Source organism: Pseudoalteromonas sp. C2R02 (assembly GCF_018860845.1).
Taxonomy (GTDB): Bacteria; Pseudomonadota; Gammaproteobacteria; order Enterobacterales; family Alteromonadaceae; genus Pseudoalteromonas.
In genome coordinates this window covers 39,821-65,076 of the sequence record NZ_JAHKQC010000008.1, presented here as the reverse complement: position 1 = coordinate 65,076, position 25,256 = coordinate 39,821, and the positions used below count along the sequence as shown (strand labels likewise).

The window sequence follows — 25,256 nt, the reverse complement described above, 5'->3', positions numbered from 1 at the left end:
ATTATCGTCATATTATAAATTCAAAAAGACAGTTTAAATTTTATATTGCATTGCAGATTGCAAAAAAGAGAAGCAACAACATTATTTTTAATTTTAAATCAAAAGGTTAGTTTTGGTTTGATTATTGAATATAGCTATCTTTAATATTAAAAAAATATTAAGGCCGCTATGATGAGAGAAAATATATGGAATATTATATTAATAAATACATTGATTGGCTGCGGAGGGGGAGGTGATGGAGCTGAGTCTAAAACTCCTCCACCTGTAAGCATCACTCCTCCCGCTGAAACATCATATTTACTTACCGATAATCCAGTTTCAGAATCTGCACAATTTAGTCAATATATCTCACATTCTATTGCTATTTTGCCAGAAGATTATGGTTTTAGCTCAAGTGAAGTTTATTTAAAGATTTATACACTCGATCAAAAAGTCTTATTTTTAGGGAAAGTCGCCAGTATGAAGGCTTTTAGTTTACACTTACCTTCATCAGTTGACAGGGTATATTTTGATTTATTTTCACCAGTTACGACAGAAGAGCAATTTACTGGGGAGATAATATTATGAGATTATTTATTTTTCTGAGCTTGTTAATCCTAGCCTTACCAGCAAAAAGTTTAGAGTCAATTGCACTTAAAGATAAAATTAGAAATGGTTTTGCAGATGTAGATTTATTTGAAGCACAGATAAATAAAAAAGATCCTGATGCTGCAAAGTTAGAAGCATTCCGAGAAAGTAACAGCGGGAAATTAGTATTTGCTATTGATGTAAACGAATCCGCTAATGGTACTGAAAAAGCGCAAAGTCAGGGCGTAACGGTTAAATCTGCTTATATCACCATTACAAGTGGTGGTGTAAGTACACAATACAGTGATTTTAGTACACCAACAACAACACTTGTTGCAGAGTCTGGAGAAACAAATAGAGAGCGGTACTACACATTAATTGGAGAAACAGGTTCATCCCGTATCACACCAAATAGTGATGGAGTAGCTGATTATTTTGATGGTGTTTTAACTATAATTGTTGGTGATGCTCTCTCATCAGCAACATCAGCCATTCTTACAATAGAGTTTTTAGATACCAATGTAAGCTTGGGTGATCCTGAGGCATTTTATGATTATTCAAATGGTCCTGAAGATATCGCTATTATTACGCAAGAAGATGCATCATATTTAACGACACTCGCTCCTGGAGAAGATGAAGCACCATTAGTGATAGCGCAAAACCAAATAAATAACCCTGTTGATTCATGGGTATATTACCCTAGTAGTGATTCATATTACATTGTGACCTATGAAGATAATTACCCTCAAAGGGGTGATTACGATTTTAATGATTTGGTAATTGGTTATAGAGTAGGCTTTGGTATGAATGATACTGAAGTCGTATCATTAGTTGCAACGGGTTATATGATAGCAAGAGGTGCATCATATACACATGATTGGTATTTACATTTACCGTTTTTATCTGATGTGGATGGCACTGCGACTATCAATATATTTGAAGCTGGTTCAACTAATCAAATAAGTGGTTACCCAAAATTAGAAGGTATAAATAATACCTTTGATATTAAAATATTAAGTGATACTAAAAGTCTAATGAATGTACCTGGTCAGCAGTTTGTAAATACATTAGCAGGACAAGCTGCAATTCAAGGTAAAAAGTTTAGTGTTGCTTTTGATTTAGATGAAAGAGTAGCATTTAATCAAGTTCCAACTCCGCCTTACGACCCTTATATATATACGGAAGTAACAGGCTATGAGTTACATTTACCTGGTAACCCTACACGCCTTAACTTTTCAACTAATAGTGGCAGTGCTGATATTCAATATAAAGATGAGTCTGGTTATCCTTATGCATTAGTTTTTCCTGATGATTGGGTACCACCGCTAGAGTATGTTGATTTAGGTGATGCATACGATTTATTCCTTGATTACGCAACAAGTTCAGGCGTACAAAATCAGACTTGGTATCTATCGCCAAAGTCAGAAAAAACAAAAACCATAACAAGTGCATTTTGGAAATGGTAACAATAAAAAAGACTGCTTATTTTTATAAGTAGCCTTTTATTTATTTTTACAGCACCATAGCGGCAATCCAGCCAAAAATAAGTAGTGGTATATTAAAGTGGATAAAGGTTGGTACTACTGAGTCCCAAATATGGTCGTGTTGACCATCAACATTTAAACCTGATGTTGGCCCTAAAGTTGAATCAGAAGCCGGAGAGCCCGCATCACCTAATGCACCAGCAGTGCCCACTAATGCAGTAGTCGCCATGACAGAAAATCCTAACTCTAAACATAAAGGCACAAATAAAGTTGCAATAATTGGCACTGTAGAGAACGAACTGCCAATGCCCATCGTTATTAATAACCCAACTAATAAAATAACTGCTGCCGCCAATGGTTTGTTACCTTCCATAAAGCTTGCAGCACTTTGCACTAAACTTGCAACATCACCGGTGGCTTTCATCACAGACGCAAAACCTTGAGCCGATATCATTATAAAACCAATCATTGCCATCATGGCTACGCCTTTCGTGAAAAGGTCTGAGCTTTCATCCCATCTTACTGTGCCAAAAATCGTGAATATTATTACACCAGTTAATCCTCCTAAAATCATAGAGCCACTAATATTTTGTGCAGCTAGCGATAAACTGATGGCTAATAAACCAATAAACATCACCTTTGACTTATTTTGTATTTTTACTGAATCTAAATCGAATTCTGTTTTTGTTTCATACACGCGTTTTTTTCTGTAACTGATAAAAATAGCAATAAATAAGCCTATCACCATGCCAATAGCAGGGATAATCATCGCCATTGGTACTTGGGTATTTATAATATCTAGTCCATTCTCAGCTAAATTTTTATGTAGAATATCGTATAAATAAATACCGCCAAATCCGTAAGGTAAAACCATATAAGATGTTGCTAAACCAAAGGTTAAAACACACGCAATGGCACGGCGATCTAGTTGTAGTTTATTTATTATGAACAATAGTGGAGGTACTAAAATAGGTATAAAGGCGATATGAACAGGAATAAGATTTTGTGATGCAATAGAGCATAATAAAATCACAGTTAATAATGTAAAACTCAGCAATGTTTTAGATTGCTCAGAATGAGAACTCTGTACTTTAGATAATAATTTATCTGCTAAAATTGAAGTTAAACCAGACTTTGAAATAGCAACTGCAAAAGCACCTAACATAGCATAACTTAAAGCAATTTGTGCTCCGCCTGATAAACCTTGGTTAAAAGCATCTAATGTTTGCGTTAAACCTAAGCCCGCAACTAATCCAGATACAATCGCACTGACAGTCATAGCAACAATCACATTTAATCTCACTAAAGTGAGTACTAACATGAGTAATACGCCAAATATCACAGCATTCATTATTTTCTCTTTAATTGTTATTAACTAAGCGCAATCAATTGTTAAATATTGAAATACTCAGGTCATATAGATTTAAAGGCGTATTGTATACAAATTTAAAGAAGGAAAGGTAGGGATATTTTATAAGGCATAAGATTTAGAGTTATGTTCATATAAACTATGGATTAATGGCTAAAAGTTCAATTTCAAAAATGAGTAATGAGCCAGGTGGAACTTGACCTACTTTTTGATTGCCATAAGCTAAATGAGAGGGGATAAAAAACCTAAATTTATCACCAACAACCATAAGTTTTATGCCTTTTTTCCAGCCTTTAATTACTTGATTCAAGTTAAAAGTAATAGGTCGACCTCGCGCCTTTGAGCTATCAAAAATATCACCATTTAGAAATGAACCGTGATAATGCGCTGTCACTCGGTCATTATTCTTAGGGTGTGTGGTACCATCACCTTTGATTATAATTTGGTATTGTAGTCCTGATATTTTTTCAATAACGCTTTTGTCTTTTCGGTTTTTACTTAAAAACTTCTGACCTTTTGTTATGTTTTTCTTAGCTTCTAAATCGAAAGCACTAGCTTGATCAGCATGCACTAATGACATGAATGTCATTAAGAACCATACACTCAATTTATTCATTAAATCCCCTGTTATTGTTTTTAAATTCTTCTGTGATTATAAGAGAAACTGATAAGCCACTAATTTAGTTTAATAACATTATGCTATAAAGCAAAAGAAATATAAAAGAGGTGAAACTCATAAAAACTAAAGGTTGGATTAGGATGTTTTAGAGTTATCGAAATACTATAGGTTGAGTATTATGCATGGTTTTAATTAATGAAACATTTTAGAAATGGTCGGAGTAACAGGATTTGAACCTGTGACCCCTTGTCCCCCAGACAAGTGCGCTACCAAACTGCGCTATACCCCGACTTTAGATTAGATGTTTTATACTACTTAGCATTGGGTGATGCTGACATCTGGCTGTTATATTACTTACCTTATACTGAAAATCAACACATTAACTTATTAATCAATTTGTTTGCCGATAATATAAGCATTTTTTTCATTTTTTGATATAAAGCTAATCTAAACAAGGGTTAACTGGTTGTCGATTAGCTTATTAATATACCGAAAGTGTTTAACTTTTGGATGAATTAACCCAGTTATTAATTTCTTTTTCCATTTTATCTCTAATAAAAGGCTGAGCTTCTTTATTTGGGTGTATACCATCTTGTTGCATAAACTTTTTTTCAATGGCGATATCATTCATAAAAAATGGAAGTAGAGTTGTATTACTTTGATCTGTTACTTTTTTAAATGAATTTATAAACATTTTACTGTATCTAGGACCATAATTTGGGGGAATTTGAATGGTCATTACAGCGGGAATAGCACCAAAGTTTCGGGTTTTTTCAATTAATTGTAATAAATTATTTTCTAGCGCTTTAATTGGGAAACCACGTAGGCCATCATTGCCGCCAATTTCAATTAATACGAAATCTGGTTGCTGCGCCTTTAAAATAGCGTCTAAACGGCGTAATGCGCCGCCACTGGTTTCGCCACTAATACTGGCATTGATTAATTTTATGGGCTGTTTTTTGTTTTCATACGTATATTGTAACAAATGCACCCAACCTTGCTCTTGCTTTAGACCATAGCCTGCACTTAAGCTATCACCTAGAATAAGTACTTTTGATGCTGAAGTAGCTTGAGTGCTAAGCGTCCCAAGACAGAATAAACATAAAAAACGAACTAAAATACGACTATAAGTACGATGGAATTTTGAGTAAATCATATGACTGAGCTTTCACAATTAAATTTTATTCAGGTAAGGGCGTTATCTAAAAAGGTAAATACCCTTGCTGGCGAGTTACCTATCCTTAGCGACATTAGCTTCAATGTCAAGCCCGGTGAATCAGTTGCGATTGTTGGTGCATCTGGTTCTGGTAAATCAACCTTGCTTGGTTTACTTGCAGGGCTTGATGCCACCAACGAAGGGGAAATCTACCTAGACTCTGAACCTTTACACGATTTAGATGAAGAGCAAAGAGCAGCCCTTAGAGCAAAATCTATCGGTTTTGTTTTCCAGTCTTTTATGCTGGTACAAAGTTTAACTGCCATTGAAAATGTAATGCTGCCAGCAGAATTAGCTGGGCATAAAGATGCTAAACAACAAGCCATGGATTTACTGACAAAAGTAGGCTTAGCGCATAGATTAGAGCATTACCCATCGCAGTTATCTGGTGGTGAGCAACAAAGGGTTGCTATTGCCAGAGCTTTTGTTGGTTCGCCAAAAATACTATTTGCCGATGAACCTTCTGCAAACTTAGATACTAAAAACGGTCAATTAATAGAATCATTATTATTTGAATTAAACCAAGAGCAAGGCACAACTTTATTATTGGTAACCCATGATGAACACTTGGCTGAGCGTTGTAATCGTATTTTACATATCGATGGCGGCAACCTAATTAACGATAGTAATGGGGCGCGTGCCAATGCAGGATAAAGGTGAAAATAATAATGCTTTATGGGTAAAGCTTGCTTTTAGGCTTTTTTTTAGAGAGCTTAAAAGAGGTGAGTTAACCATAATATCGGCGGCAATTGCATTGGCGGTATTAACGGTTTTAACTTTATCTTCAGTGACTGATCGTATTGGTCAATCAATAGAACAAAAAAGTAATACCTTTATTGCTGCTGACAGAAAACTTGGCAGTGCACATCCCTTACCTAAAGAATACAAAGAAGAATCTTTAAAATATTCTTTAAAAACAGCGGATCAATTATATTTTGATACTATGCTGTTCGCTAATGATGAAATGCAATTAAGCTCAGTGAAGGCGGTATCGAAAGAATACCCTTTACGTGGCGAAATCGTTATTAAAGATGCACTAGCAGAATCAGTCAGTGATTACTCCGTAAATACAGGGCCAACACCTGGCAATATTTGGTTGAGTGAATCTGTGCTATATGCGTTAGATATCGAAATTGGTGAGTCAGTAGAAGTTGGTGCGATTAATTTAATTGCAGAAAAAGTATTGGTTGAAGAACCCGATGCACCTTTTAATATTTTTTCAGCCAGTAAACGTGTGCTAATTAATATTAATGATGTGCCTGCTACACAAGTGGTGCAACCTGGTAGCCGAGTTTACTATGCAATGTTATTTGCCGGTGAAGAAGCTGATATTGTTTCTTATTACGAATGGTTAAAACCCAATTTGTCTGAAAACCAAAGCTGGTGGGGCGTAAAAGATAGGCAATCTTGGTTATCTGGTTCTGTAAACCGTGCTGAAAAGTTTTTATTATTAGCGGGTCTATTAGGCATTATGCTAGCAGCAGTTGCAATTGCGGTTTCGGCAAAACGTTATTGTGAAAACCAATATGATCCAGTTGCCATGATGAAAACTTTAGGCGGAAGCCGTTCAAGTGTTCGTAAAATATTTATGCTGCATTTATCTTTAGTGACTGTTTTTGCAATTGCACTTGGGTTAATTTTTGGCTTTGGTTTACAACTTATAGCGATAGATTATTTAGCACAAAATATGGACCAAGCTTTACCAGAAGCGTCAATGCGACCTTGGCTGATTTCAATTGTAACAGGTGCAACTTGTGCGTTTATGTTTTCGTTAAAGCCGCTACTAGATTTATTTGATATTCCCCCTTTAAGAGTTTTAAGACGCAATTTAGGTGATTCAATTGCAGTAAGCCGTATTCACTTGTTAGTTTCAGCAATAACTATTTTTGGCTTAATGTTGCTATTTAGTGGTCAGTTAATGATATCTAGTATTTTGTTTTTATCATCTGCTGCTTTGGTTGGTATTTTGTATGGCATAAGTCGCTTATTATTTAAAGCGGGTAGAGGTGTAGGTTTAAGCCCCGGCTCTAGTTGGTCTTTGGCAATTGCATCATTGCAAAAACGTGCGAGCGCTAATTCAGTACAGCTTGTGAGCTTTGCATTAGCTATTAAATTATTATTGTTTTTACTGGTACTAAAAAACGACATTATTAATGATTGGCAGTCGCAGTTACCTGTTGATGCACCAAATGCATTTTTAGTTAATGTTACAGAAGATCAATTAAACCCAATTGAAACCATGTTAGCTAAAGAGGGGATCTCAACAACTGGTTTTTACCCAACAGTAAGAGGGCGTTTAAATGAAATTAATAATGAGTTGTTAGCTCGGGATTTTTCTGAACAAGATAACGAGAAAAAAGATGAAGAAGCGAAAGCGGGAATTGGCCGAGAGCTAAATTTAACTTGGCTATTGGAAGTGCCTTCGCAAAATGAAATTACACAAGGTAAATGGTTTGATAAAGATGTTAAAGGTGAAGCATCTATTGAAGAAGGCATGGCAGAGCGTTTAGAAATTAAATTAGGTGATACAATTGGTATATTGATAGGCTCAGAAAAGTTTAATGCTAAAGTCACAAGTTTTAGAAAAGTAAACTGGTCTAGCTTAAAACCTAACTTTTTTGTAATATTAAGTCCTGATCTGTTAAGTCGCTTTCCTGCAACGTATATCACTGCGTTACATGTACCCAAAGAAAGTAAAAAGTCACTTAATGCGCTATTAAAAACTTATTCAACTATCACTATGATAGATGTAGATAGTTTTATTAAGCAAATACGTTCTACCATAGAGCAAGTATCTATTGCGATTGGCTTTGTATTAATTATTGTAATGTTTTGTGGTGGCTTAGTGCTGATTTCTCAAGTACAAGCAAGCCTGCAAGAAAGAATGCAAGAAGTGGTTATATTACGTACCTTAGGCGCAAAAGGGCGCTTAATTAAGTTAGCGACTTTATATGAGTTCTTTTTACTTGGCTTAGTTGCGGGGTTAGTTGCTGCAATATTTAGTGATATTGCCTTGTTATTAGTACAGCAACAGTTATTTGAACTAAGTGGTAAACTACACCCATTCATTTGGCTTGTAGGGCCTGTTGTTGGTGCCAGTTTTGTATCAATTTTAGGTTACTTTATGATAGCTAAAACGTTAAAGAAAAATACCTCAGACTTACTCCGAGTGATGTCTTAATAAGTGGCTAAAGGCTTCCTTTAGCTCAGGATAATGGAAGCGGTAACCTGCTTTAGTAATATTGTTTGGCCGTACATTTTGACCATAAATTAAAAGTTCGGCCATTTCCCCAAGTAATAATGTGAGAATTTTTGCAGGCACTCTAAAAAAATTAGGTCTGTTTAGTGATTCTGCCAACATACTTGAAAACTCTGCATTCGAAACAGGGGTAGGTGCAGTTGCATTAAATACACCTTTTAAAGATTGCTCTTCAACTAAATACATTATCATGCCAATAATATCGTCAATATGTATCCACGACATCATTTGACATCCATCAGCAATGGGCCCACCTAAGGCAAATTTATAAGCGGGTATCATTTTACATAAAGCACCACCATGAGGAGATAAAACGATGCCAGTTCGGATTATACAAACACGGGTTGTATCTGATTGTGCATTTAGTGCAATAGATTCCCATTCTTTACATAACGTATGGCTAAACTCTTGGTTACATTGATCAAAAGATTCATCAATTGGTTGGTTGTTTTGTCTACCATAAAAGCCAATAGCGCTACCAGAAATAAAAGTATGGGGCGGTGTGTCGGCATCTCTAATTTTATTAACCAATTCTTGGGTTAATTGCCAACGGCTTTGTTCTATCTTTTGTTTTTGTTTTTTGCTCCAGCGTTTTTTTAATATGCCTTCGCCTGCAAGATTAATCACAATATCGAATTGATTAAAATCTATTTCAGATAATTTATGAATTGCATGTATATGAGAGCCAATTTTCACATAAACTTTAGTTGCATTTCGAGACAATACAGTGACTTTATGATGATTATCTAAAAATGGGATCAATGCACTGCCAATGAGCCCAGTGCCACCCGTAATTAATATGTTCATTAGGTCCTCTGCTTTAAATGATACTTTTTAAATGTAGTTAATTGATAGTCAACTTATTATGCCTAATAAATAGATTGTATTAGGCATAGGCTACGGGTATAAGTATAGCCAGAAATCACTTTTATCAAATTTTAAGTACAAGGAAATAGAATGTCTAAGCTGTTGGGTGCTAATAAAGCATTTGTGATGTTTGCAGCATTGGTTGTGATATTAGCTGGGATAAAAATGTCTAGCGATATTATAGTGCCTATGTTGTTAGCTTTATTTGTTGCGATTATTTGTAATCCGCTTATTAATTATTTAGCGAAGTTTAAAGTACCAAAGTCGTTGGCTATTGTAGTTGTTTTTATACTTATTTTATTAGTAGGTATGTCTGTCGCAGGTTTAGTAGGCCAGTCTCTTAACGATTTTTCGCAAAGTTTGCCAGAATATAAAGTTTTACTACAAGAAAAATTTGTATGGTTAGTTGATATCGCAGCTAAATATAATATTTTGATAGATAAAGAGCAGATTTTATCTTTCTTTGATCCATCAAAAGTAATTGATGTTGCAGCTAATACACTATCAGGGTTAGGCTCTGTAATGGCAAATTTATTTCTGATTGTATTAACGGCTATTTTTATGCTGTTTGAAGCACCTGTAGTAAGCAAAAAAGTGCATTTAGCTTTGGCTGATCCGCAAATGAAAATGAAACATATAGACAGATTTTTAGATTCAGTGAATTCTTATTTAGCCATTAAAACATTAGTAAGTTTAGGAACAGGTGTGTTAGCCGGTATATTCCTTTGGATTTTGGATGTTGATTATTTTGTATTGTGGGGCGTTTTAGCTTTTATACTGAATTATATTCCAAATATCGGTTCTATGATTGCCGCTATTCCTGCGGTATTACTTGCATTAGTACTACAAGGACCTGCAATAGCCGGTATTGTGGCTATGGGGTATATGACAATAAATACAGTAATGGGTAATGTTGTTGAACCAAAGTTTATGGGTAAAGGCTTAGGGTTATCAACTTTGGTGGTATTTTTATCATTAATTTTTTGGGGCTGGTTACTCGGAACCGTTGGTATGTTGTTATCAGTACCATTAACTATGATAGTAAAAATTGCACTAGAAGCAAGCGATGAAGGCCGTTGGTTAGCAGTATTATTAGGTAACATCGAAGAAGAAAAGACGAGTTAATTTTTTATAATTTTAGATGTTTTGTAGGCGGGGATTCATCCGCGAAGATTGTAAAATATAAACTAACAAGATCCCCGATACAACACCTCGGGAATGACTGCTGTAATATGTGTGTCCGGTGGCAGAATCGTGCTTATATAGATGTTTCGTAGGCGAGATTTTGCTAGCATGGATGTACGTAGTAGAGTAAAACAAGGGATAACGTCGTGCACATGTTAAGCCAAAACGCTTGTAGGTTCGCCTTCAGGCGTAATGCGTGAATCAAAAGTCATAACAAAGTAAGGCTGAAGCTAAATCTACAAAAAGCACATGATTTAAAGCTGATTTTAATGGCTATAGATTGCATTAAAAAACGGGGCAGGCCTCCGTTTTTATATAACACTTTTTGTTATTGAAGCTTTAATATCTCAATATGCTTTTGTATTGAATGTAGCTCACAGCGTTTAAATGCAATCGCTGCGGCTATGGTATCTGGTAAGCGGTTTAAATAACGCCATCTACAATTGTCTTCAACATATTTATCGAACTCTTGCTCTGCACGTTTAAATACTCTTAATAACTGTAAGTTTCCAGTTTCATTTTGTTTTTTTTCTAAATCTAACAGTATTTTATTTGCCCACATTTCTGCTGTGCGCTTTTCTAATACAATTTTACTATCTAAACAGCGTAAATAGCTTAAATTAGTTGTTTTTTCATTATCACAGCCATCATTAAATTGTGCTTGGCTTACAAAACTTGTAAATCCTAACACTAAAATACAGCAGGCTTTAGTTTTGTTTGTAATTAAATTCAACATTAAACAGAGCGCCTCCTAGGTCACTATCTGATATTTTTAGCATACCTTGATACGATTGTACTAAATCATTAACAATTGCCATGCCAACACCATGACCTTTTTCATAAGTGTCTAGTCTGGCGCCTCTTTGCGTCAGTAATTTGATTGACTCTTCTGGAATGCCAGGCCCATCATCTGAAATTTTAATTGAGAGCATATGCATAGATGTATTTTGTTTTTCAATTACTTCAATTTGTACAATTGCATCACAGGCTTTACATGCATTATCTATTATGTTGCCAATTAATTCCATTAAATCAGTTTTATCGCCTAAAAAGTAACTTTTGTTTGGTACGTTAGCGATAAAGTGAATATCTTTATCCCGATATACTTTTTTCATGGCATTAAGTATAGAATCTACCACAGGTTTGATTGGTGTTTGTTTTTTCCAAGTATCTGTGCCGCCAGTTGCTGCGCGTTTTAATTGATGTTCGATCATGACATTAATGCGATCTAATTGTTCATTTGCATCGGCATCAGTGGCTAAAGGGCTTGATTTTAAAACTGCTAAGGGTGTTTTTAACGCATGAGCTAAATCACTCAATGATGCACGATATCGATCTTTTTGTCTTTGTTGTGAGTTTAATAACAGGTTTAAATCTTGCGTGATTTTTTGAAGTTCTACAGGGTAGGTCCCCTTTATTTCATCACTATTACCTGATTCGATTGCGATAATTTCTTTGTCTAATCTTTGCAATGGTCTTGCACTCCATATAAACCCTATGATTAATAAGACAGTGATCGCAAATGCCATTATGATCAGCCAATCTCGTAATGTATGCCTAAAACCTAGCATCATGTCTCGAAGGGCTAAATCATCTTTTAATAAATAAAAGGCAACATTATGGGAGGTATTATTTATTTCACTAATAACAGAAAAGCTCAGTTGCCAATAATCTTTATCTTGGTAAGTGATTTTTTCAAATTGGGTTTCACCAGCATGAAGCGGCATGATGTTAGGCAGAATTTCTTTGCTGATTGCAGATTCAGATTGCCACTGTTTATCTTCATTTAAATAAATGAAGGCAACCGTATCAGAGTTTAAACGATTAAGCTCAGGTGTTAATAATACGGCTGGCATGCCAATGCCGTCTTCTTGAAAGTCAACTTCTGCTAAAATTGAGTATAAGTGTGCTTCTAGGGTGTTTTCAGTGGCTTCAACCAGTGAGGAGTAGTAGGCTTTACCTATTGAAAAGAATAAAATTGGCAAGGCGACTACTAATAAAAATATAAGTATAAACCCTTGCCTAATTTTTAGTGATATTTCACCTGTTACCATTGACTTTGTAACCTGTATCCTCGGCCACGTAGCGTTTCAATGGGTTTAAATATATTTTCAGGGTCTAGTTTTTTACGTAAACGTAATACAAAAACTTCAATTACATTTGAATCTAAATCAAAGTCTTGATCGTAAATGTGTTCAGTTAATTCTGATTTTGAAATTACTTTTTGCGGGTTTACCATTAAGTACTCAAGTACTTTATATTCGTATGCTGTTAGCGTTAGCTCTTTATCGTTTACCCAAACTTGTTGTGAGCGTGTATGAATACGAATAGGTCCAGCCATCATTTCTGGATTAGCTTGTCCTGCACTACGACGAATAAGGGCGTTACAGCGTGCTATTAGCTCTTCACCGTGAAATGGTTTTGTTAAGTAGTCATCTGCACCTGCATCTAAACCTTCCACTTTATCTTGCCAGCGATCACGAGCAGTTAAAATTAAAATAGGGATATCTAAGCCTGCTTCACGTGCTTTTTTAATAACAGAAATGCCATCCAGTTTTGGGAGGCCTAAATCTACAACAGCTAAATCTAACGGGTATTCAGTTAAGTGAAATAATCCAGCTTCACCATCGTGAACTAAATCTACACTATAACGTTCTTTTTCTAACGCCCCTCTTAAATTATCAGCTAAATGTAAATCATCTTCTATTACTAAAATTCGCATTAATTTTTACCTTTTTTAACTAAACCACTTTTTTTATTAACTGTCACATCTAGCACGCGGCCTTTTGGCTGTAATACTCGTACTTTATAATGCTTGTTGGCGTCTTTAACTTTTAATACTTTACCTGGATACTGCTTTTTAACGAGATGCGCTGCTCGCTTTTTTCCCATTGAATTTTTAACACTTCTATCTTTAGCATCTGCTACTGTAGAAAAAATCAAAGTGAAAGCTAAAAATGTATACATTATGTGGCGCATGCCTAAATCTCCAGAACAACAGTTTAATAAAGAGTCTTAATGAAACCAAGTACTTTTAAAGTCTTAACGATTATTAAATTTGACATTAATACCGCATTGTTTAAGTTTAAAGCATGATTCAAATTTTATCACTTAGAATAACAGTTCAGGGTGAATTTAAACTGAATGAGGCGACAGTAGAGCCGCCACTTTAATTAAGGTAAAACTTTTTTGAAAGGCTTAACAATTGAGTCTTTATATATGTTGGCCTCAACATATGGATCGGCAGCAGCCCATTCGCGCGCATCTTCTAACGAGTCGAATTTTGCAATCACTAATGAACCGGTAAAACCTGCTTCACCAGGATCTTCAGAGTCGATTGCTGGTAAAGGGCCTGCTGCAAATAGCCTGTCTTCATTTTTTAAGGCTTCTAATCGTGCAATATGTGCAGGGCGAACTTGCTTTCTCAATTCTAAACTATTTTCAACATCTGTTGAGCAGATCATGTACCACATAAAAATTCCACAAAATTAAATAATAAAGCTAAATAGTAACATTATTGTGACAGTTTTATAGAATTGTTATAGAAGAATTAATGTAAAAGCTTGAAAGGGGCACTGCAAGGCTGATAGCATCAGTCGAAAGTTATAATAATAAAAGTAAGGTTGTATATGAGTGCAAGTCGCGAGCATTTTAGTTCACGTTTAGGATTTATTCTTGCAGCAGCAGGCTCAGCTGTTGGTATCGGTAATTTAGTTGGTTTTCCAGTTTCTGCCGCAAAAAGTGGTGGCGGTGCTTTTTTAGTCATTTATGCTTTGTTTGTTATCTTTTTATGTTTACCCGTGATGATGGCTGAAATGGCAATGGGCCGTAACGCACAAAAAGATCCATTAGGTGCGTATAAAAAACTGTCAGGTAATGATGGTAAATGGAGTTTCGCTGGATTACTTGGGGTATTTACTCCTTTTATGATTGCTGTATTTTACATGGTGATCACAGTTTGGATATTTGGTTATTTGGCTCAAACAGCCTTTGGTAATTTAGATCAATTAGCTGATGCAAATAATTTTGGCACCTTTATTAATCAAAATAGTTTATTTGTTTATATGGCCGTTGTAGCCATAATTGTTAATTTAATTCTATTAGGTGGTGTTAAAAAAGGCATTGAAAAGGCGGCTAAAGTATTAATGCCAACCTTGTTTGTATTATTAGTGGGATTAGTGATTTATGTACTGACTTTAGATAATGCAATGGTAGGTGTAGAGTATTACTTGGTTCCAGATTTTTCACAGATCACAGGTAAAGTGTTAAATATTGCCTTATCTCAAGCTTTCTTCTCGCTTTCTTTAGGTATGGGCATATTAATGACTTATGCATCTTATATCTCTAAAAAAGAAGATATTGTTGGCGCTTCAAAAATGGTAGCACTTGCAGATTCACTAGTTGCATTAATTGCAGGCCTTATGGTTATACCAGCAATATTTAGCTTTAATCCAGATGTGAAAATCGATGAGCTTTCATCTTCATCAGTATCAATGATTTTTGTTTATTTACCTAAAATCTTTTTAGCGATGCAGGCGGATATTGGTTACTTTGGTGCATCTGCTATCGCGTTTATCTTCTTTTTATTAGTATTTTTTGCTGCGATTACGTCACTTGTTTCTATTATAGAAGTACCGACAGCCACTTATATTGAAGAAAAGAAAGTAAGTCGTAAAAAAGCACTTATTATGATGTCATTTACTATGGGCTTATTAACTGTGTTATGTACATTATCATTTGGCATGGTGGAATGGTTAACGTCATTTATGAATTATGGTGGCGGTAGCAAGAGTTTATTTGATCTAGTATATGATGTTTTTTACGATACGATTCTGCCATTAAATGGTTTGATGGTATGTTTATTTGTTATGTATCGATGGAAAAAAGCCAAACTGTCTGAAGAGCTAAGCCAAGGTTGTGACTCTTATATTGGTAGTTGGACTGAGAAATACGTTAACTTCTCTTTATCTACATTTATACCTGTGATCTTATTACTAATATTTGTAAATACTGTTTCAAGTAAGTTTTTCGCATATAGCTTGTTAGGTTTTTAATTTAAATAAGCAGATAACAAAAAGGGAGCCTATGGGCTCCCTTTTTACTTTATATGGCTGACACTCTCTGAATGAGCTTAATCTTTTTGCTCTTCGTCTGGTATGTATTTAAATAGCATCATGATAGTAATGAAGATAAATACAAAGGTAATACCGGTTAAACCAAATACTTTAAAGTTAACCCAAAAATCTAAAGGGAAATTGTAAGCGATATAAATATTTAAACCTGCAATGAAAAGCGTGATTGCACTCCACATTAAATTGATTCTATCCCAAACAGCTTTAGGAATATCAATCTCTTGCTCTGTATCAGAAGCACCTTTTAAAATTGATGTCAGCATTTTTTGCATCAAGTTTTTGTTTAAAGCGTATCTAGAGATCAGTAATGTTAAGCAAAGTATTAAATAGATAACTGTTGCTTTCCATTTTATAAAAGCTTCATCTTGAAAGATAAGTGTCATTGTTCCGAGTACTAGCGCAATGCCAAAAAACACCCACGTTTTAGTCGCCACCTTACCATCTTTAAAATAGTAATAAGCAACTTGTAATATAGATGTGCCAATTAAGACACCTGTAGCCCAAAAAATATCGACTAGTTTAAATGTCGCGAAAAATAAGATCAGAGGAATATATTCTATTAAAGCCTGCATAATTAACTTTTTAAATTTAAGATGCGCTTTTTTACCAGTAAGTAACGAGAGGTACAAGTGCTACAAGGTAAAATGGATGAATTAATCTTTGAAAATTTGATTAGTATTATCAAATGATCTTTAAGGTTGATAAAATAACAATTCATTAATTATTTAAATCTAACTTCACACTATGTTATTAAACTCATCTCCTGTTGATAAAATTATATTCAATAATCGTACTTTTTTTATTAAAAGAGATGATTTATTACATGAATCTTTTTCGGGAAATAAAGGGCGAAAATTTTATGCTTTTTTAGAAAGTGATTTTAGTGAGTGTGAAAAGTTGATTAGTTACGGCTCCGCACAAGCAAACTCTCTATTTTCATTATCAGCATTAGCAAAGTTGAAAGGTTGGAAATTTGATTTTTATGTGTCTCATATATCTGATTTTATGAAACAAAACCCTAAGGGAAATTATCGCGCTGCACTTGAAAATGGCGCAAATATTATTGAAGTTGAATCTGATAAAACACTTGAACACTATCTGGGCAGTAAAATATTACCCAATGAGAAAAAACACTTATTTGTGCCTGAAGGTGGACGCTGCCAGTATGCGAAAAAGGGTATAGAACTTTTAGCTCAAGAAATCATCTCTTGGGCAGAAGTTAACAATATAACAGCATTTAAAGTTGCTTTACCCGCAGGTACGGGAACAACTGCATTATTTTTACAGCAATCTTTTATACAGCAGGGCAGTAACTTTGAAGTGCTTACGTGCGCTTGTGTTGGTGGTGACTCATATTTACAAAAGCAGTTTTTTGAATTGTGTGCTGATGAAAATTTTCATCCTACAATTATGCCAAGTGCCAAAAAATATCATTTTGGTAAGCTGTATCGGAAGTTTTATGATATTTGGCGGGATTTAAATGCCCAGGCAAGGATTGAGTTTGAGCTACTTTACGACCCATTAGGTTGGCTAACATTAATTGATTATATTGAATCTCAAAATATCCCAACTGATTATCCTATTTTATATATTCATCAAGGCGGTTTGTTAGGTAACGAAACCATGCTGCCTCGTTACCACCGTAAGTATGATAAGTAGCTTCAGTTAAATTAAATAGTTACTGATAAAATCGACCATTCTCTATGAAATAAACACTTTGCTGTAGAGCAGGTATAAACCTTCTTATATTAAAGTGTTTTTCAGACACTAACAATAAGTCAGCCATACCTTTAACTTTCATGCTTTCAACAGATACAACACCATCATCAGGTCCAGGTAGTAACAATGAAGTGAGTAAATTTGCGTTATAGTTACCAGCAATTATACCAAGTTCAAAATCAACCTCACCTAATTGGTTTACCCAGCTATTAAGGCTTGGGCTGAGTTGTTTCCCTGAAGGGCCTATTTTATCTTTATACCATTGCGTATCTGAAAATAAGTTAGTAAGCTCTGTGCCTTTATTTGGCGGGCTTAGCATTACAACGCGTCCTAAAGTAGGCATAGGGTTATTTTTTAAATAATGCCTAACTAAAATTCCACCCATAGAGTGGGTTACAAAATGAATCTTTTTAGCACCATTGTTTTCTATGGTTTTTATTTGTGGAGCCAAATGCTCTTTCACTAAGGTTTCAATATTATATTTGGTGGAGGGATAACCCACATTAATAACCTGGAAGCCTTTATCTACTAAAAATGTCTCGGCTGGTTTCATGGCGATTGCACTTCTGAACATGCCATGAAGTAAAACTACATATTCGGACTCATCATGCTGTGAGAGCATGCCTTCTATGTTTGTTAATGTATGTGTTTTTTCAGGTTTGCCAATAAATGAAAAACTAATAGCCACTAAAATAATGATTTTTAAAAACCAGTATTTTCGATTAAAAATATTTAAATTGGTCATATAGATAATGCATTATTCTTGATGACAAGAGTGTATTTTAGTTTTGTTGAGAATATGAAATAAGGTGAGTAAAGGTGAAATAAAGTGATAAAAGGAAAAGGTAGATTTGATATTTAATATCAAATCTACCTTTAGCAATTACGAATAGTGATTAAACAAACTATAAAGTTGCTGCTTTCATATTCTCAGTAAAAGCCTTTAATTGGCTTAGCATAGTGCTTGAATCATTTAAGTTATCTTCAATAATTTTTACAACAGCTGAGCCTGATATTGCACCGGCGGCACCAGAGTCAAGTGCTTCTTTAACATGTTCAGGCTTAGAAATACCAAAACCTAATAAAGATGGCGCTGCGTTATATTCGCGAAGCTTACTGACAATTGAACTTGCTGGCATTGTTGCTTTAGTTTCAGTACCCGTAACACCTGCCCTTGATAATAAATAAGTATAACCTCGGCCATAAGATGCACAGGTTTTTAATGTATCGTCGTCAGCATTCGGTGTTGCGATAAAGATAGGATCTACACCTGCTTTTTTAGCTGAAGCTCTAAATAACTGAGATTCGTGCAAAGGTACATCTGCAACTAAAATAGAGTCTACGCCAGCATTTTTAGCGTCTTGATAAAACTTATCTAAACCGCGGGCAAACACTAAGTTGGAGTATAAAAGTAAGCCAATTGGAATATCTGCATTATATTCACGTACTTTTTTAAGGATTTCAAAACATACATCGGTATTTGAATTCGCTTCAAGTGCACGAATATTAGCCTTTTGAATAACTGGGCCATCGGCAACTGGATCTGAAAAAGGAATGCCTAATTCTAGTGCATCGGCACCACCATCAATTAAGCTTTTAATGATATCAAAGCTCAATTCTTTATTTGGATCCCCAATGGTTACAAATGGTACGAATGCGCCTTGATTATTAGCAGCTAAAGTTTCAAATTTTGCTTGGTATCTATTTTGAGTTATCATTATTTAGCTCCTTTTTTAGCTGTTTTTTCTGCCAATACGTCTTGAACGTGCGCTAAATCCTTATCGCCACGGCCGCTTAAGTTGACAACTACTACGGTATCTTCAGTTTGTTCTTCTGCATATTTTAAAGCGTATGCAAGTGCATGGCTTGATTCTAATGCTGGAATAATACCTTCATTTTTTGCAAGAGTTTGAAATGCCTCAAGTGCTTCATCATCTTCAATACCGACATATTGTGCACGACCTGTTTCATGTAAATGTGCATGTTGCGGACCAACGGCAGGGTAATCAAGGCCAGCTGAAACAGAGTAAGACTCTTCAATTTGGCCGCTTTCATCTTGCATAATATAAGTATAAGCACCGTGTAATAAGCCTTTAGTGCCTTTACATAAAGTGGCACCATGTTCTTTACTATCTAGGCCTTTACCTGCAGGTTCTACACCGATTAATTTAACTGACTCTTCTTTAATGAAATCATTAAACATACCAATGGCATTTGAACCACCTCCTACACAGGCAATCACTGCATCTGGTAATCTACCTTCAGCTTCTTGGATTTGAATTTTAGCTTCTTCACCAATCATTTTTTGAAATTCACGTACTATTGTCGGGAATGGGTGAGGGCCTGCTGCCGTGCCTAATAAATAATGCGCTGTTTTATAGTTTGCAGACCAGTCTCTTAATGCTTCGTTTACAGCATCTTTTAATGTGCCAGAACCAGCTGTTACAGGTATCACTTCTGCACCCATTAATTTCATTCTAAATACATTTGGTTGCTGACGTTCAACATCTTTTGCACCCATGTAAACTTTACATTTTAAACCTAATAATGCACATGCAAGCGCAGTTGCAACACCATGTTGGCCAGCGCCAGTTTCAGCGATAACTTCTTTTTTACCCATGCGTTTAGTTAATAAGGCTTGGCCTAAAACTTGGTTAGTTTTGTGAGCACCGCCATGTAATAAATCTTCACGCTTTAAGTAAAGTTTTACTTTAGGGTTTTTAACCATGTTTCGGGTTAATGTTAATGGAGTAGGGCGACCTGCATATTCATTTAACAAGGTCGTAAATTCAGTCTGAAATTCTGGATCTAGCTGTGCATTGTTAAATTCTTGCTCAAGTTGTTTTAGTGCCGGTACTAATAGTTCTGGTACAAACATGCCACCAAACTGACCAAAATAACCGGGTTTGTTATCTGTATTATTGTTAAAAGATTCCACTGTTCATTCCTCATTCATTAATTCTGTTTTGGTATCTGGGGCTTGAAAACCCCAAAATTAGTACTGTCTTAGCTTGGTGAAAACATCATTGATTTTAGTTTGACATTTTTTGCCAGGTTCAATTTCCACACCTGAATTGATATCTAAACCTGTAGCGCCTAAATTACTTGCTTGTTTAATGTTATCGCTACTTAACCCACCTGCAAGCATAAACTCATCGTTGCAACTTTTTAACATTGACCAATCAAATGCTTTGCCAGTACCACCGGGTAAATTATCGCTATGGGTATCAAATAAGTAACGATCTACTTCTAGTGTAAGCTCAGGTATTTCATCTTTAATCGCGACAGCTTTCCATACTTTACATGTTTTAGGTAGCTTAGCTTTTAATGCACAAATAAATTGTGCATCTTCAGAGCCGTGTAGTTGAACAACGCTAAGTTTTAATTGATGCGCGTATTCAGCTATATGGTCAATATCAGCATTTACAAATACACCTACAAAAGAAAGTGGCGCGCTATCTACAATTGCTTTCGCACAGTCTAAATCAACAAAGCGTGGGGATTTAGGATAAAAGATTAAACCGCCATAAATCGTACCGGCATTATATGCTGCTAAGGCATCATCACAACGCGTTAATCCACATACTTTATTTTCACCTAATGTCATTTTTCGACAGGCGAGTTCCATATCATCTTGCGCCATGATAGAACTACCTACTAAAAAGCCATTACATAATGGTGATAGACGTTTAACATCATCATGGGTATAAATGCCAGACTCAGAGATAACCACTTTATTATCAGGTATTAATTTACGTAATGTTTCTGTCGTTGCTAAATCAGTACTCAAATCTCGTAAGTTACGGTTATTAATACCAATAAGTTCGGCGTTTAGCTCAAGTGCACGATGTACTTCTTCTTCGTTGCTGACTTCAGTTAATATGCCCATATTTAATGATTTTGCTACTGATTCTAACGCTTTGTATTCTTGATTGTCTAATACCGAAAGCATTAATAAAATAGCATCGGCACCATGCAAACGGGCGAAATAGACTTGATATTCATCGATATAAAAATCTTTACCTATTAGTGGTAGTTCTACTTTATTTCTCACTGTTTGTAAGTAATCAAAACTGCCTTGAAAGTATTTTTCGTCCGTAAGTACACTAATACACGTTGCATAGTTTTTATAAACTGACGTAATTTCATCTAAATCAAAATTAGGACGTATTAAACCTTTAGACGGCGATGCTTTTTTACATTCTAAAATAAAATGTGTGCCGCCATTATCAGTGCTTTTTAATGCTTCATAAAAATTACGTGTCGAAGGTTTAACGTCATCAATAAAGCCTGATAACGGACGTTCAATTTTACGTTGTTTTAGCTCAATGGCTTTATCTGCAACTATTTTTTCTAATACGTTAGCCATGTTAAACCTCTGAATTACTTAATGAGACTATTTTTTCAAGTGTTTGCATCACAGTACCTGATGCTAGTTTATCAGCTACTATTTTAGCGGCTTGTTTAAAGTTATCAGCTTTGTTTGTTAAATATAAAAGGCCCGCAACATTTGCGATAATAGCGGCATTGTGGGCTGGTTTGCCTTCGCCTTTTAAAATAGCCAAAGTCGCTTGTGCGTTATATTCTGGGCCTTCACCTGCAATTGCTTCAAGCGGATACTCATCTAAACCAAAGTCACTCGGAGTGAGTGTTGATTCAGTAATTTCACCATTATTTAATTCAACGACCTTTGTTGAGCCATGTAAGGCAATTTCATCTGTACCAGAACCATGTACCACTAATGCGCGTTGGGTTCCAAGCATATTAAGTGTTTGTGCCATGGGCATACATAAATCAGGATCATATACGCCAAGTAATTGTACTTTTGGTGCAGCCGGATTTGCTAATGGGCCTAAAATATTAAATAAGGTTCTGGTTTTTAATGTTGTGCGTACTGGCATCGCATGTTTTACGCCCTTATGGTAATTAGGTGCAAACATAAAAGTAAATCCAGTTTGCTCTAGGCATTGTTGGGCAAGTGATACAGGCATATTGATATTAATACCAAGCGCCACTAATAAATCAGCAGAGCCTGAATTACTCGATACGCTTTTATTGCCATGTTTAACCATATTGATGCCACAGGCTGCAGCTACGATAGCTGCAGTTGTTGATACATTGATTGTATTTGAGCCGTCGCCTCCTGTGCCACAGCTATCAGCTGTAATATCAAGAACAGTATTAAAAGGGATAGCATGTTTGCGCATGGCCGCAGCAGCACCTGCAATTTCAGAAGCCGTTTCACCTTTAATTTTGAGTGCGATTAAAGCTGCGGTTAATTCGATTTCAGATAATTCACCTTGCATCACTGTACTGAATAATTGTTCTGATTGCGTTTTGTCTAAGTCTTTTTGTGCAATTAGAGTATTGATTATATCTTTCATTATGAAATTCCTTTTACAGTTGTATTGCTTAAATAGGCAAGGCTTTGTTTTAATAACTGGGCGCCATCAGGTGTTAAAATAGATTCTGGGTGAAATTGAAAACCGAGTACTTTATCTTGCTCATTTAAGATCGCCATTGGGATATCTTGGTAATGGGCAATGATAGTAAGTGAATCAGGGACTTTAGTTGCCATTAAAGAATGATAGCGAGCAACGGGCATACGGGTACCTAATCCTTCAAATATTGCATGTTGTGCAAGTTCAATGGTTGATGATTTTCCATGTACAGTTTCGCCTGCATGGCCTACCGTGCCGCCGTAGCTTTGAGTAAGGGCTTGATGTCCTAAACAAATACCAAGAATAGGAAACTTACCTTTACATAACTGTGTTAAATCCATTAAACACCCTGCGCTTTTAGGCGTACCAGGACCTGGAGATAAAACAAGGATCACAGGTTTAGTTTCTGATGACATTTGCTCAAATATGGCCTGTGCATCTAAGTTGTTACGATATACAACTAAATCGGCGCCCATTTGTTCAAATTCATCTACTAAGTTATAACTAAAAGAGTCAAAGTTATCTAAAAAATAGATTTTATAATCAGTTTGATTAGACATGATTTTGCTCCTCGAAACTAGAAATAATGGCTTTGATCACCGCTTGTGCTTTTGCACGAGTTTCATCGGCTTCTAATTGCGGTTCAGAATCATGAACTACGCCTGCACCAGCTTGAACATAAGCGATATTATTTTTTACGAATGCGCTGCGGATCACAATACAGCTATCCATAGTGCCGTCACCTGTTAAATAACCCACTGCACCGCCATAACTACCACGGCGTTTTTGTTCTACTTCACGTACCAGTTGAGCGGCTTTTACTTTTGGCGCGCCAACTAAGGTGCCCATGTTCATACAGGCTTGATATGCGTGTAGGGCATCAAGCTCTGGTTTTAATTGCCCAACAACGCGAGAAACCAAATGCATTACTTGAGAATACCTGTCTACTTTTAGCAGTTCTTTAACATGGCGAGTACCTGCAATAGAAATACGCGCAACATCATTACGTGCTAAATCAACCAACATTAAATGTTCAGCACGTTCTTTTTGATCATTTCGTAAATTGAGTTCAATCCGGCTATCTAAATCTGGATTTATACTGCCATCTTGATGTTTACCTCGCGGGCGTGTGCCTGCAATTGGATAAACTTCTACTTGACGGCTTAGTGCACAAAACTTTAAAGCAGACTCAGGCGAAGCGCCAAATAAGGTGAAATCCTGATCTTTCATATAAAACATATATGGACTAGGGTTTTGCTGTTTTAAATGCTGATAAGCAGAAAGCGCATCTGGACAAGGTAAACTAAAGCTACGCGAAGGCACTGCTTGGAAAATATCACCATCAACGATATTCTTTTTAAGTGCTAAAACCTGTTTGCAGTATGCTTCATCACTAATATCAACACTGACATCAGGCGCTTTAGTTATTTGACTGTCTTTACCTGTGTAAGGTCTTACTTGTTCACATAACTGATTGAGTTCTTCTAGTTTTTGTCCAACTTCAAAACAATTAGCATGTACATCAGGACCGTTAAATACATTACCAATTAAATCAGTTGTTTTTTCTTGATGGTCAATAACTACTAATGTTTCAGCTAAGTAAAAAACATAATCTGGACAGGTATTATCTTTATTTTCGACATCAGGTAATTGCTCAAAGTTAGCAACCATGTCATAAGCAAATACACCGCCTAAAAATAATGAAAAAGCGTTATCAGCAGTTGATTTTATATTGTTAATGCAATTACGCAGAGCACTAAATGCGTTATCTGCTTTTAATCGAGAGAACTCATCTAAATCAGCTTGATATGGCTGATAAGTTAAAGTGAGCGTATTATCATGTAAAACGGCATCACAATTAGCTACTTTTTCTTTTAAATAAGGCAGCAACTGCATGCCGTTATTTGATAAAGCAACTAACTTAACCTGCTGACCATTACATTCGATTCTAATAGCTGCATCTACTAAAATAAGACTTTTTAAACAGTCTTTAGAATCAACTTCTGCCGACTCTAATAATAAGCTATTTTCTTTATCTAATTTCGCATAAAGCGAAAGTGGACTTTGGATATATTCCCGAGCCAAAGTGATGCTTGAAACAGCACCTGGCGCTTTTGTTATATGCCTAAATATCAAAACCTCATTCCTCTAGTATTTTGTATTAGTAATTTATTTAGAAAACAAAAAACCCGCATTGTGAATGCGGGTTTGGACATAAAAAAACCCGCTAGCTGCGGGTCTTAGAATCTGTTAGGTACAACAGCTCATCACCCGAAAATTACGAGTGCCACCACCAAATAATATTTAGTGTATTTACTTTAAATGTATGAACTGAGTTTGTCATTAATATGTACCTTTATTTAAGTAGCTATAGTAGAGCTCAAATTGTATATTCTTG

24 protein-coding genes and 1 tRNA gene are annotated in these 25,256 nt (G+C 35.6%); 7 read left to right on the top strand and 18 right to left on the bottom strand.

From position 1 onward, the window contains the following. Positions 1–171: 171 nt before the first annotated feature. On the top strand, positions 172–567 hold the full coding sequence (locus KO527_RS00995) for a hypothetical protein (protein ID WP_216038546.1): 396 nt from the start codon (positions 172–174) through the stop codon (positions 565–567). Continuing rightward, on the top strand, positions 564–2,033 hold the full coding sequence (locus KO527_RS00990; RefSeq protein WP_216038545.1) for an LruC domain-containing protein: 1,470 nt from the start codon (positions 564–566) through the stop codon (positions 2,031–2,033). Before KO527_RS00995 ends, KO527_RS00990 begins: the two co-directional genes overlap by 4 nt. Positions 2,034–2,079: 46 nt before the next feature. On the opposite strand, the gene KO527_RS00985 is transcribed toward KO527_RS00990, so the two are convergent. The 4 genes from KO527_RS00985 to KO527_RS00970 all read right to left on the bottom strand — a co-directional run bounded on the left by KO527_RS00985 (position 2,080) and on the right by KO527_RS00970 (position 5,195). Then, on the bottom strand, positions 2,080–3,402 hold the full coding sequence (locus tag KO527_RS00985) for a Na+/H+ antiporter family protein (RefSeq protein WP_216038544.1): 1,323 nt from the start codon (positions 3,400–3,402) through the stop codon (positions 2,080–2,082). 157 nt (positions 3,403–3,559) lie between these two features. Then, on the bottom strand, positions 3,560–4,036 hold the full coding sequence (locus KO527_RS00980) for an FKBP-type peptidyl-prolyl cis-trans isomerase (RefSeq protein WP_216038543.1): 477 nt from the start codon (positions 4,034–4,036) through the stop codon (positions 3,560–3,562). Between the two features lie 215 nt (positions 4,037–4,251). After that, positions 4,252–4,328: transfer RNA gene (locus tag KO527_RS00975), tRNA-Pro, on the bottom strand. 210 nt (positions 4,329–4,538) lie between these two features. Beyond that, the gene (locus KO527_RS00970; RefSeq protein ID WP_216038542.1) at positions 4,539–5,195 is read right to left on the bottom strand and encodes an arylesterase; all 657 of its coding nucleotides are present in this window, start codon (positions 5,193–5,195) and stop codon (positions 4,539–4,541) included. On the opposite strand from KO527_RS00970, the gene KO527_RS00965 reads away from it, so the two are divergent. Both KO527_RS00965 and KO527_RS00960 read left to right on the top strand, forming a co-directional pair. Continuing rightward, positions 5,196–5,909, top strand: coding sequence for an ATP-binding cassette domain-containing protein (locus KO527_RS00965; protein WP_216038541.1), 714 nt, complete (start codon positions 5,196–5,198; stop codon positions 5,907–5,909). It begins immediately after the preceding gene. Beyond that, entirely contained in the window at positions 5,899–8,436 is a 2,538-nt protein-coding gene (locus KO527_RS00960; protein WP_216038540.1) for an FtsX-like permease family protein, read from the top strand. The genes KO527_RS00965 and KO527_RS00960 overlap by 11 nt, the downstream gene beginning before the upstream one ends. Here KO527_RS00960 and KO527_RS00955 read toward each other — a convergent pair. After that, positions 8,416–9,321, bottom strand: coding sequence for a TIGR01777 family oxidoreductase (locus KO527_RS00955; protein WP_216038539.1), 906 nt, complete (start codon positions 9,319–9,321; stop codon positions 8,416–8,418). The two genes, KO527_RS00960 and KO527_RS00955, sit on opposite strands and share 21 nt — an antisense overlap. A gap of 150 nt (positions 9,322–9,471) precedes the next feature. On the opposite strand from KO527_RS00955, the gene KO527_RS00950 reads away from it, so the two are divergent. After that, on the top strand, positions 9,472–10,506 hold the full coding sequence (locus KO527_RS00950; protein ID WP_216038538.1) for an AI-2E family transporter: 1,035 nt from the start codon (positions 9,472–9,474) through the stop codon (positions 10,504–10,506). A 388-nt stretch (positions 10,507–10,894) separates the two neighbouring features. Here KO527_RS00950 and KO527_RS00945 read toward each other — a convergent pair whose 3' ends face one another. The 5 genes from KO527_RS00945 to KO527_RS00925 all read right to left on the bottom strand — a co-directional run bounded on the left by KO527_RS00945 (position 10,895) and on the right by KO527_RS00925 (position 14,039). Beyond that, a complete protein-coding gene (locus tag KO527_RS00945; RefSeq protein ID WP_216038537.1) occupies positions 10,895–11,302 on the bottom strand; it encodes a hypothetical protein in 408 nt (135 codons plus the stop codon). Further along, on the bottom strand, positions 11,274–12,620 hold the full coding sequence (locus KO527_RS00940; RefSeq protein ID WP_216038536.1) for an ATP-binding protein: 1,347 nt from the start codon (positions 12,618–12,620) through the stop codon (positions 11,274–11,276). The genes KO527_RS00945 and KO527_RS00940 overlap by 29 nt, the downstream gene beginning before the upstream one ends. Then, the gene (locus KO527_RS00935; RefSeq protein WP_216038535.1) at positions 12,614–13,288 is read right to left on the bottom strand and encodes a response regulator transcription factor; all 675 of its coding nucleotides are present in this window, start codon (positions 13,286–13,288) and stop codon (positions 12,614–12,616) included. The genes KO527_RS00940 and KO527_RS00935 overlap by 7 nt, the downstream gene beginning before the upstream one ends. Continuing rightward, positions 13,288–13,545 carry a PepSY domain-containing protein gene (locus KO527_RS00930; protein ID WP_216038534.1) on the bottom strand — a complete coding sequence of 86 codons (258 nt, stop codon included), beginning with the start codon at positions 13,543–13,545 and terminating at the stop codon, positions 13,288–13,290. The genes KO527_RS00935 and KO527_RS00930 overlap by 1 nt, the downstream gene beginning before the upstream one ends. A gap of 194 nt (positions 13,546–13,739) precedes the next feature. Continuing rightward, positions 13,740–14,039 (bottom strand): YciI family protein, encoded by a 300-nt coding sequence (locus tag KO527_RS00925; protein ID WP_216038533.1) that lies wholly within the window; start codon positions 14,037–14,039, stop codon positions 13,740–13,742. 156 nt (positions 14,040–14,195) lie between these two features. Between KO527_RS00925 and KO527_RS00920 the strand changes: the two genes are divergently transcribed. Then, positions 14,196–15,620: a sodium-dependent transporter gene (locus tag KO527_RS00920; protein ID WP_216038532.1), complete on the top strand. Its 1,425-nt coding sequence runs from the start codon at positions 14,196–14,198 to the stop codon at positions 15,618–15,620. Between the two features lie 77 nt (positions 15,621–15,697). Here the strand turns inward: KO527_RS00920 and KO527_RS00915 are convergent, their stop codons facing one another. Beyond that, positions 15,698–16,270 carry an inner membrane-spanning protein YciB gene (locus KO527_RS00915; RefSeq protein WP_216038531.1) on the bottom strand — a complete coding sequence of 191 codons (573 nt, stop codon included), beginning with the start codon at positions 16,268–16,270 and terminating at the stop codon, positions 15,698–15,700. 172 nt (positions 16,271–16,442) lie between these two features. On the opposite strand from KO527_RS00915, the gene KO527_RS00910 reads away from it, so the two are divergent. Then, positions 16,443–17,357: a 1-aminocyclopropane-1-carboxylate deaminase/D-cysteine desulfhydrase gene (locus KO527_RS00910; protein WP_216038530.1), complete on the top strand. Its 915-nt coding sequence runs from the start codon at positions 16,443–16,445 to the stop codon at positions 17,355–17,357. 19 nt (positions 17,358–17,376) lie between these two features. Here the strand turns inward: KO527_RS00910 and KO527_RS00905 are convergent, their stop codons facing one another. From KO527_RS00905 to KO527_RS00875, 7 genes are all read right to left on the bottom strand, one after another. After that, positions 17,377–18,162 carry a hypothetical protein gene (locus tag KO527_RS00905; protein WP_216038529.1) on the bottom strand — a complete coding sequence of 262 codons (786 nt, stop codon included), beginning with the start codon at positions 18,160–18,162 and terminating at the stop codon, positions 17,377–17,379. Positions 18,163–18,322: 160 nt separating this feature from the next. After that, complete coding sequence (gene trpA / locus KO527_RS00900; RefSeq protein ID WP_216038528.1) at positions 18,323–19,135, bottom strand: tryptophan synthase subunit alpha; 813 nt, start codon at positions 19,133–19,135, stop codon at positions 18,323–18,325. Then, a complete protein-coding gene (gene trpB, locus KO527_RS00895; RefSeq protein ID WP_354668592.1) occupies positions 19,135–20,355 on the bottom strand; it encodes a tryptophan synthase subunit beta in 1,221 nt (406 codons plus the stop codon). Before trpB ends, trpA begins: the two co-directional genes overlap by 1 nt. Positions 20,356–20,412: 57 nt before the next feature. Next, positions 20,413–21,786 carry a bifunctional indole-3-glycerol-phosphate synthase TrpC/phosphoribosylanthranilate isomerase TrpF gene (trpCF, locus tag KO527_RS00890; RefSeq protein ID WP_216038527.1) on the bottom strand — a complete coding sequence of 458 codons (1,374 nt, stop codon included), beginning with the start codon at positions 21,784–21,786 and terminating at the stop codon, positions 20,413–20,415. A 1-nt stretch (position 21,787) separates the two neighbouring features. Continuing rightward, positions 21,788–22,801 (bottom strand): anthranilate phosphoribosyltransferase, encoded by a 1,014-nt coding sequence (gene trpD, locus KO527_RS00885; protein WP_216038526.1) that lies wholly within the window; start codon positions 22,799–22,801, stop codon positions 21,788–21,790. After that, on the bottom strand, positions 22,801–23,418 hold the full coding sequence (locus KO527_RS00880; RefSeq protein ID WP_216038525.1) for an aminodeoxychorismate/anthranilate synthase component II: 618 nt from the start codon (positions 23,416–23,418) through the stop codon (positions 22,801–22,803). The genes trpD and KO527_RS00880 overlap by 1 nt, the downstream gene beginning before the upstream one ends. Next, complete coding sequence (locus KO527_RS00875) at positions 23,411–24,994, bottom strand: anthranilate synthase component 1 (protein ID WP_216038524.1); 1,584 nt, start codon at positions 24,992–24,994, stop codon at positions 23,411–23,413. The genes KO527_RS00880 and KO527_RS00875 overlap by 8 nt, the downstream gene beginning before the upstream one ends. Positions 24,995–25,256 lie beyond the last annotated feature (262 nt).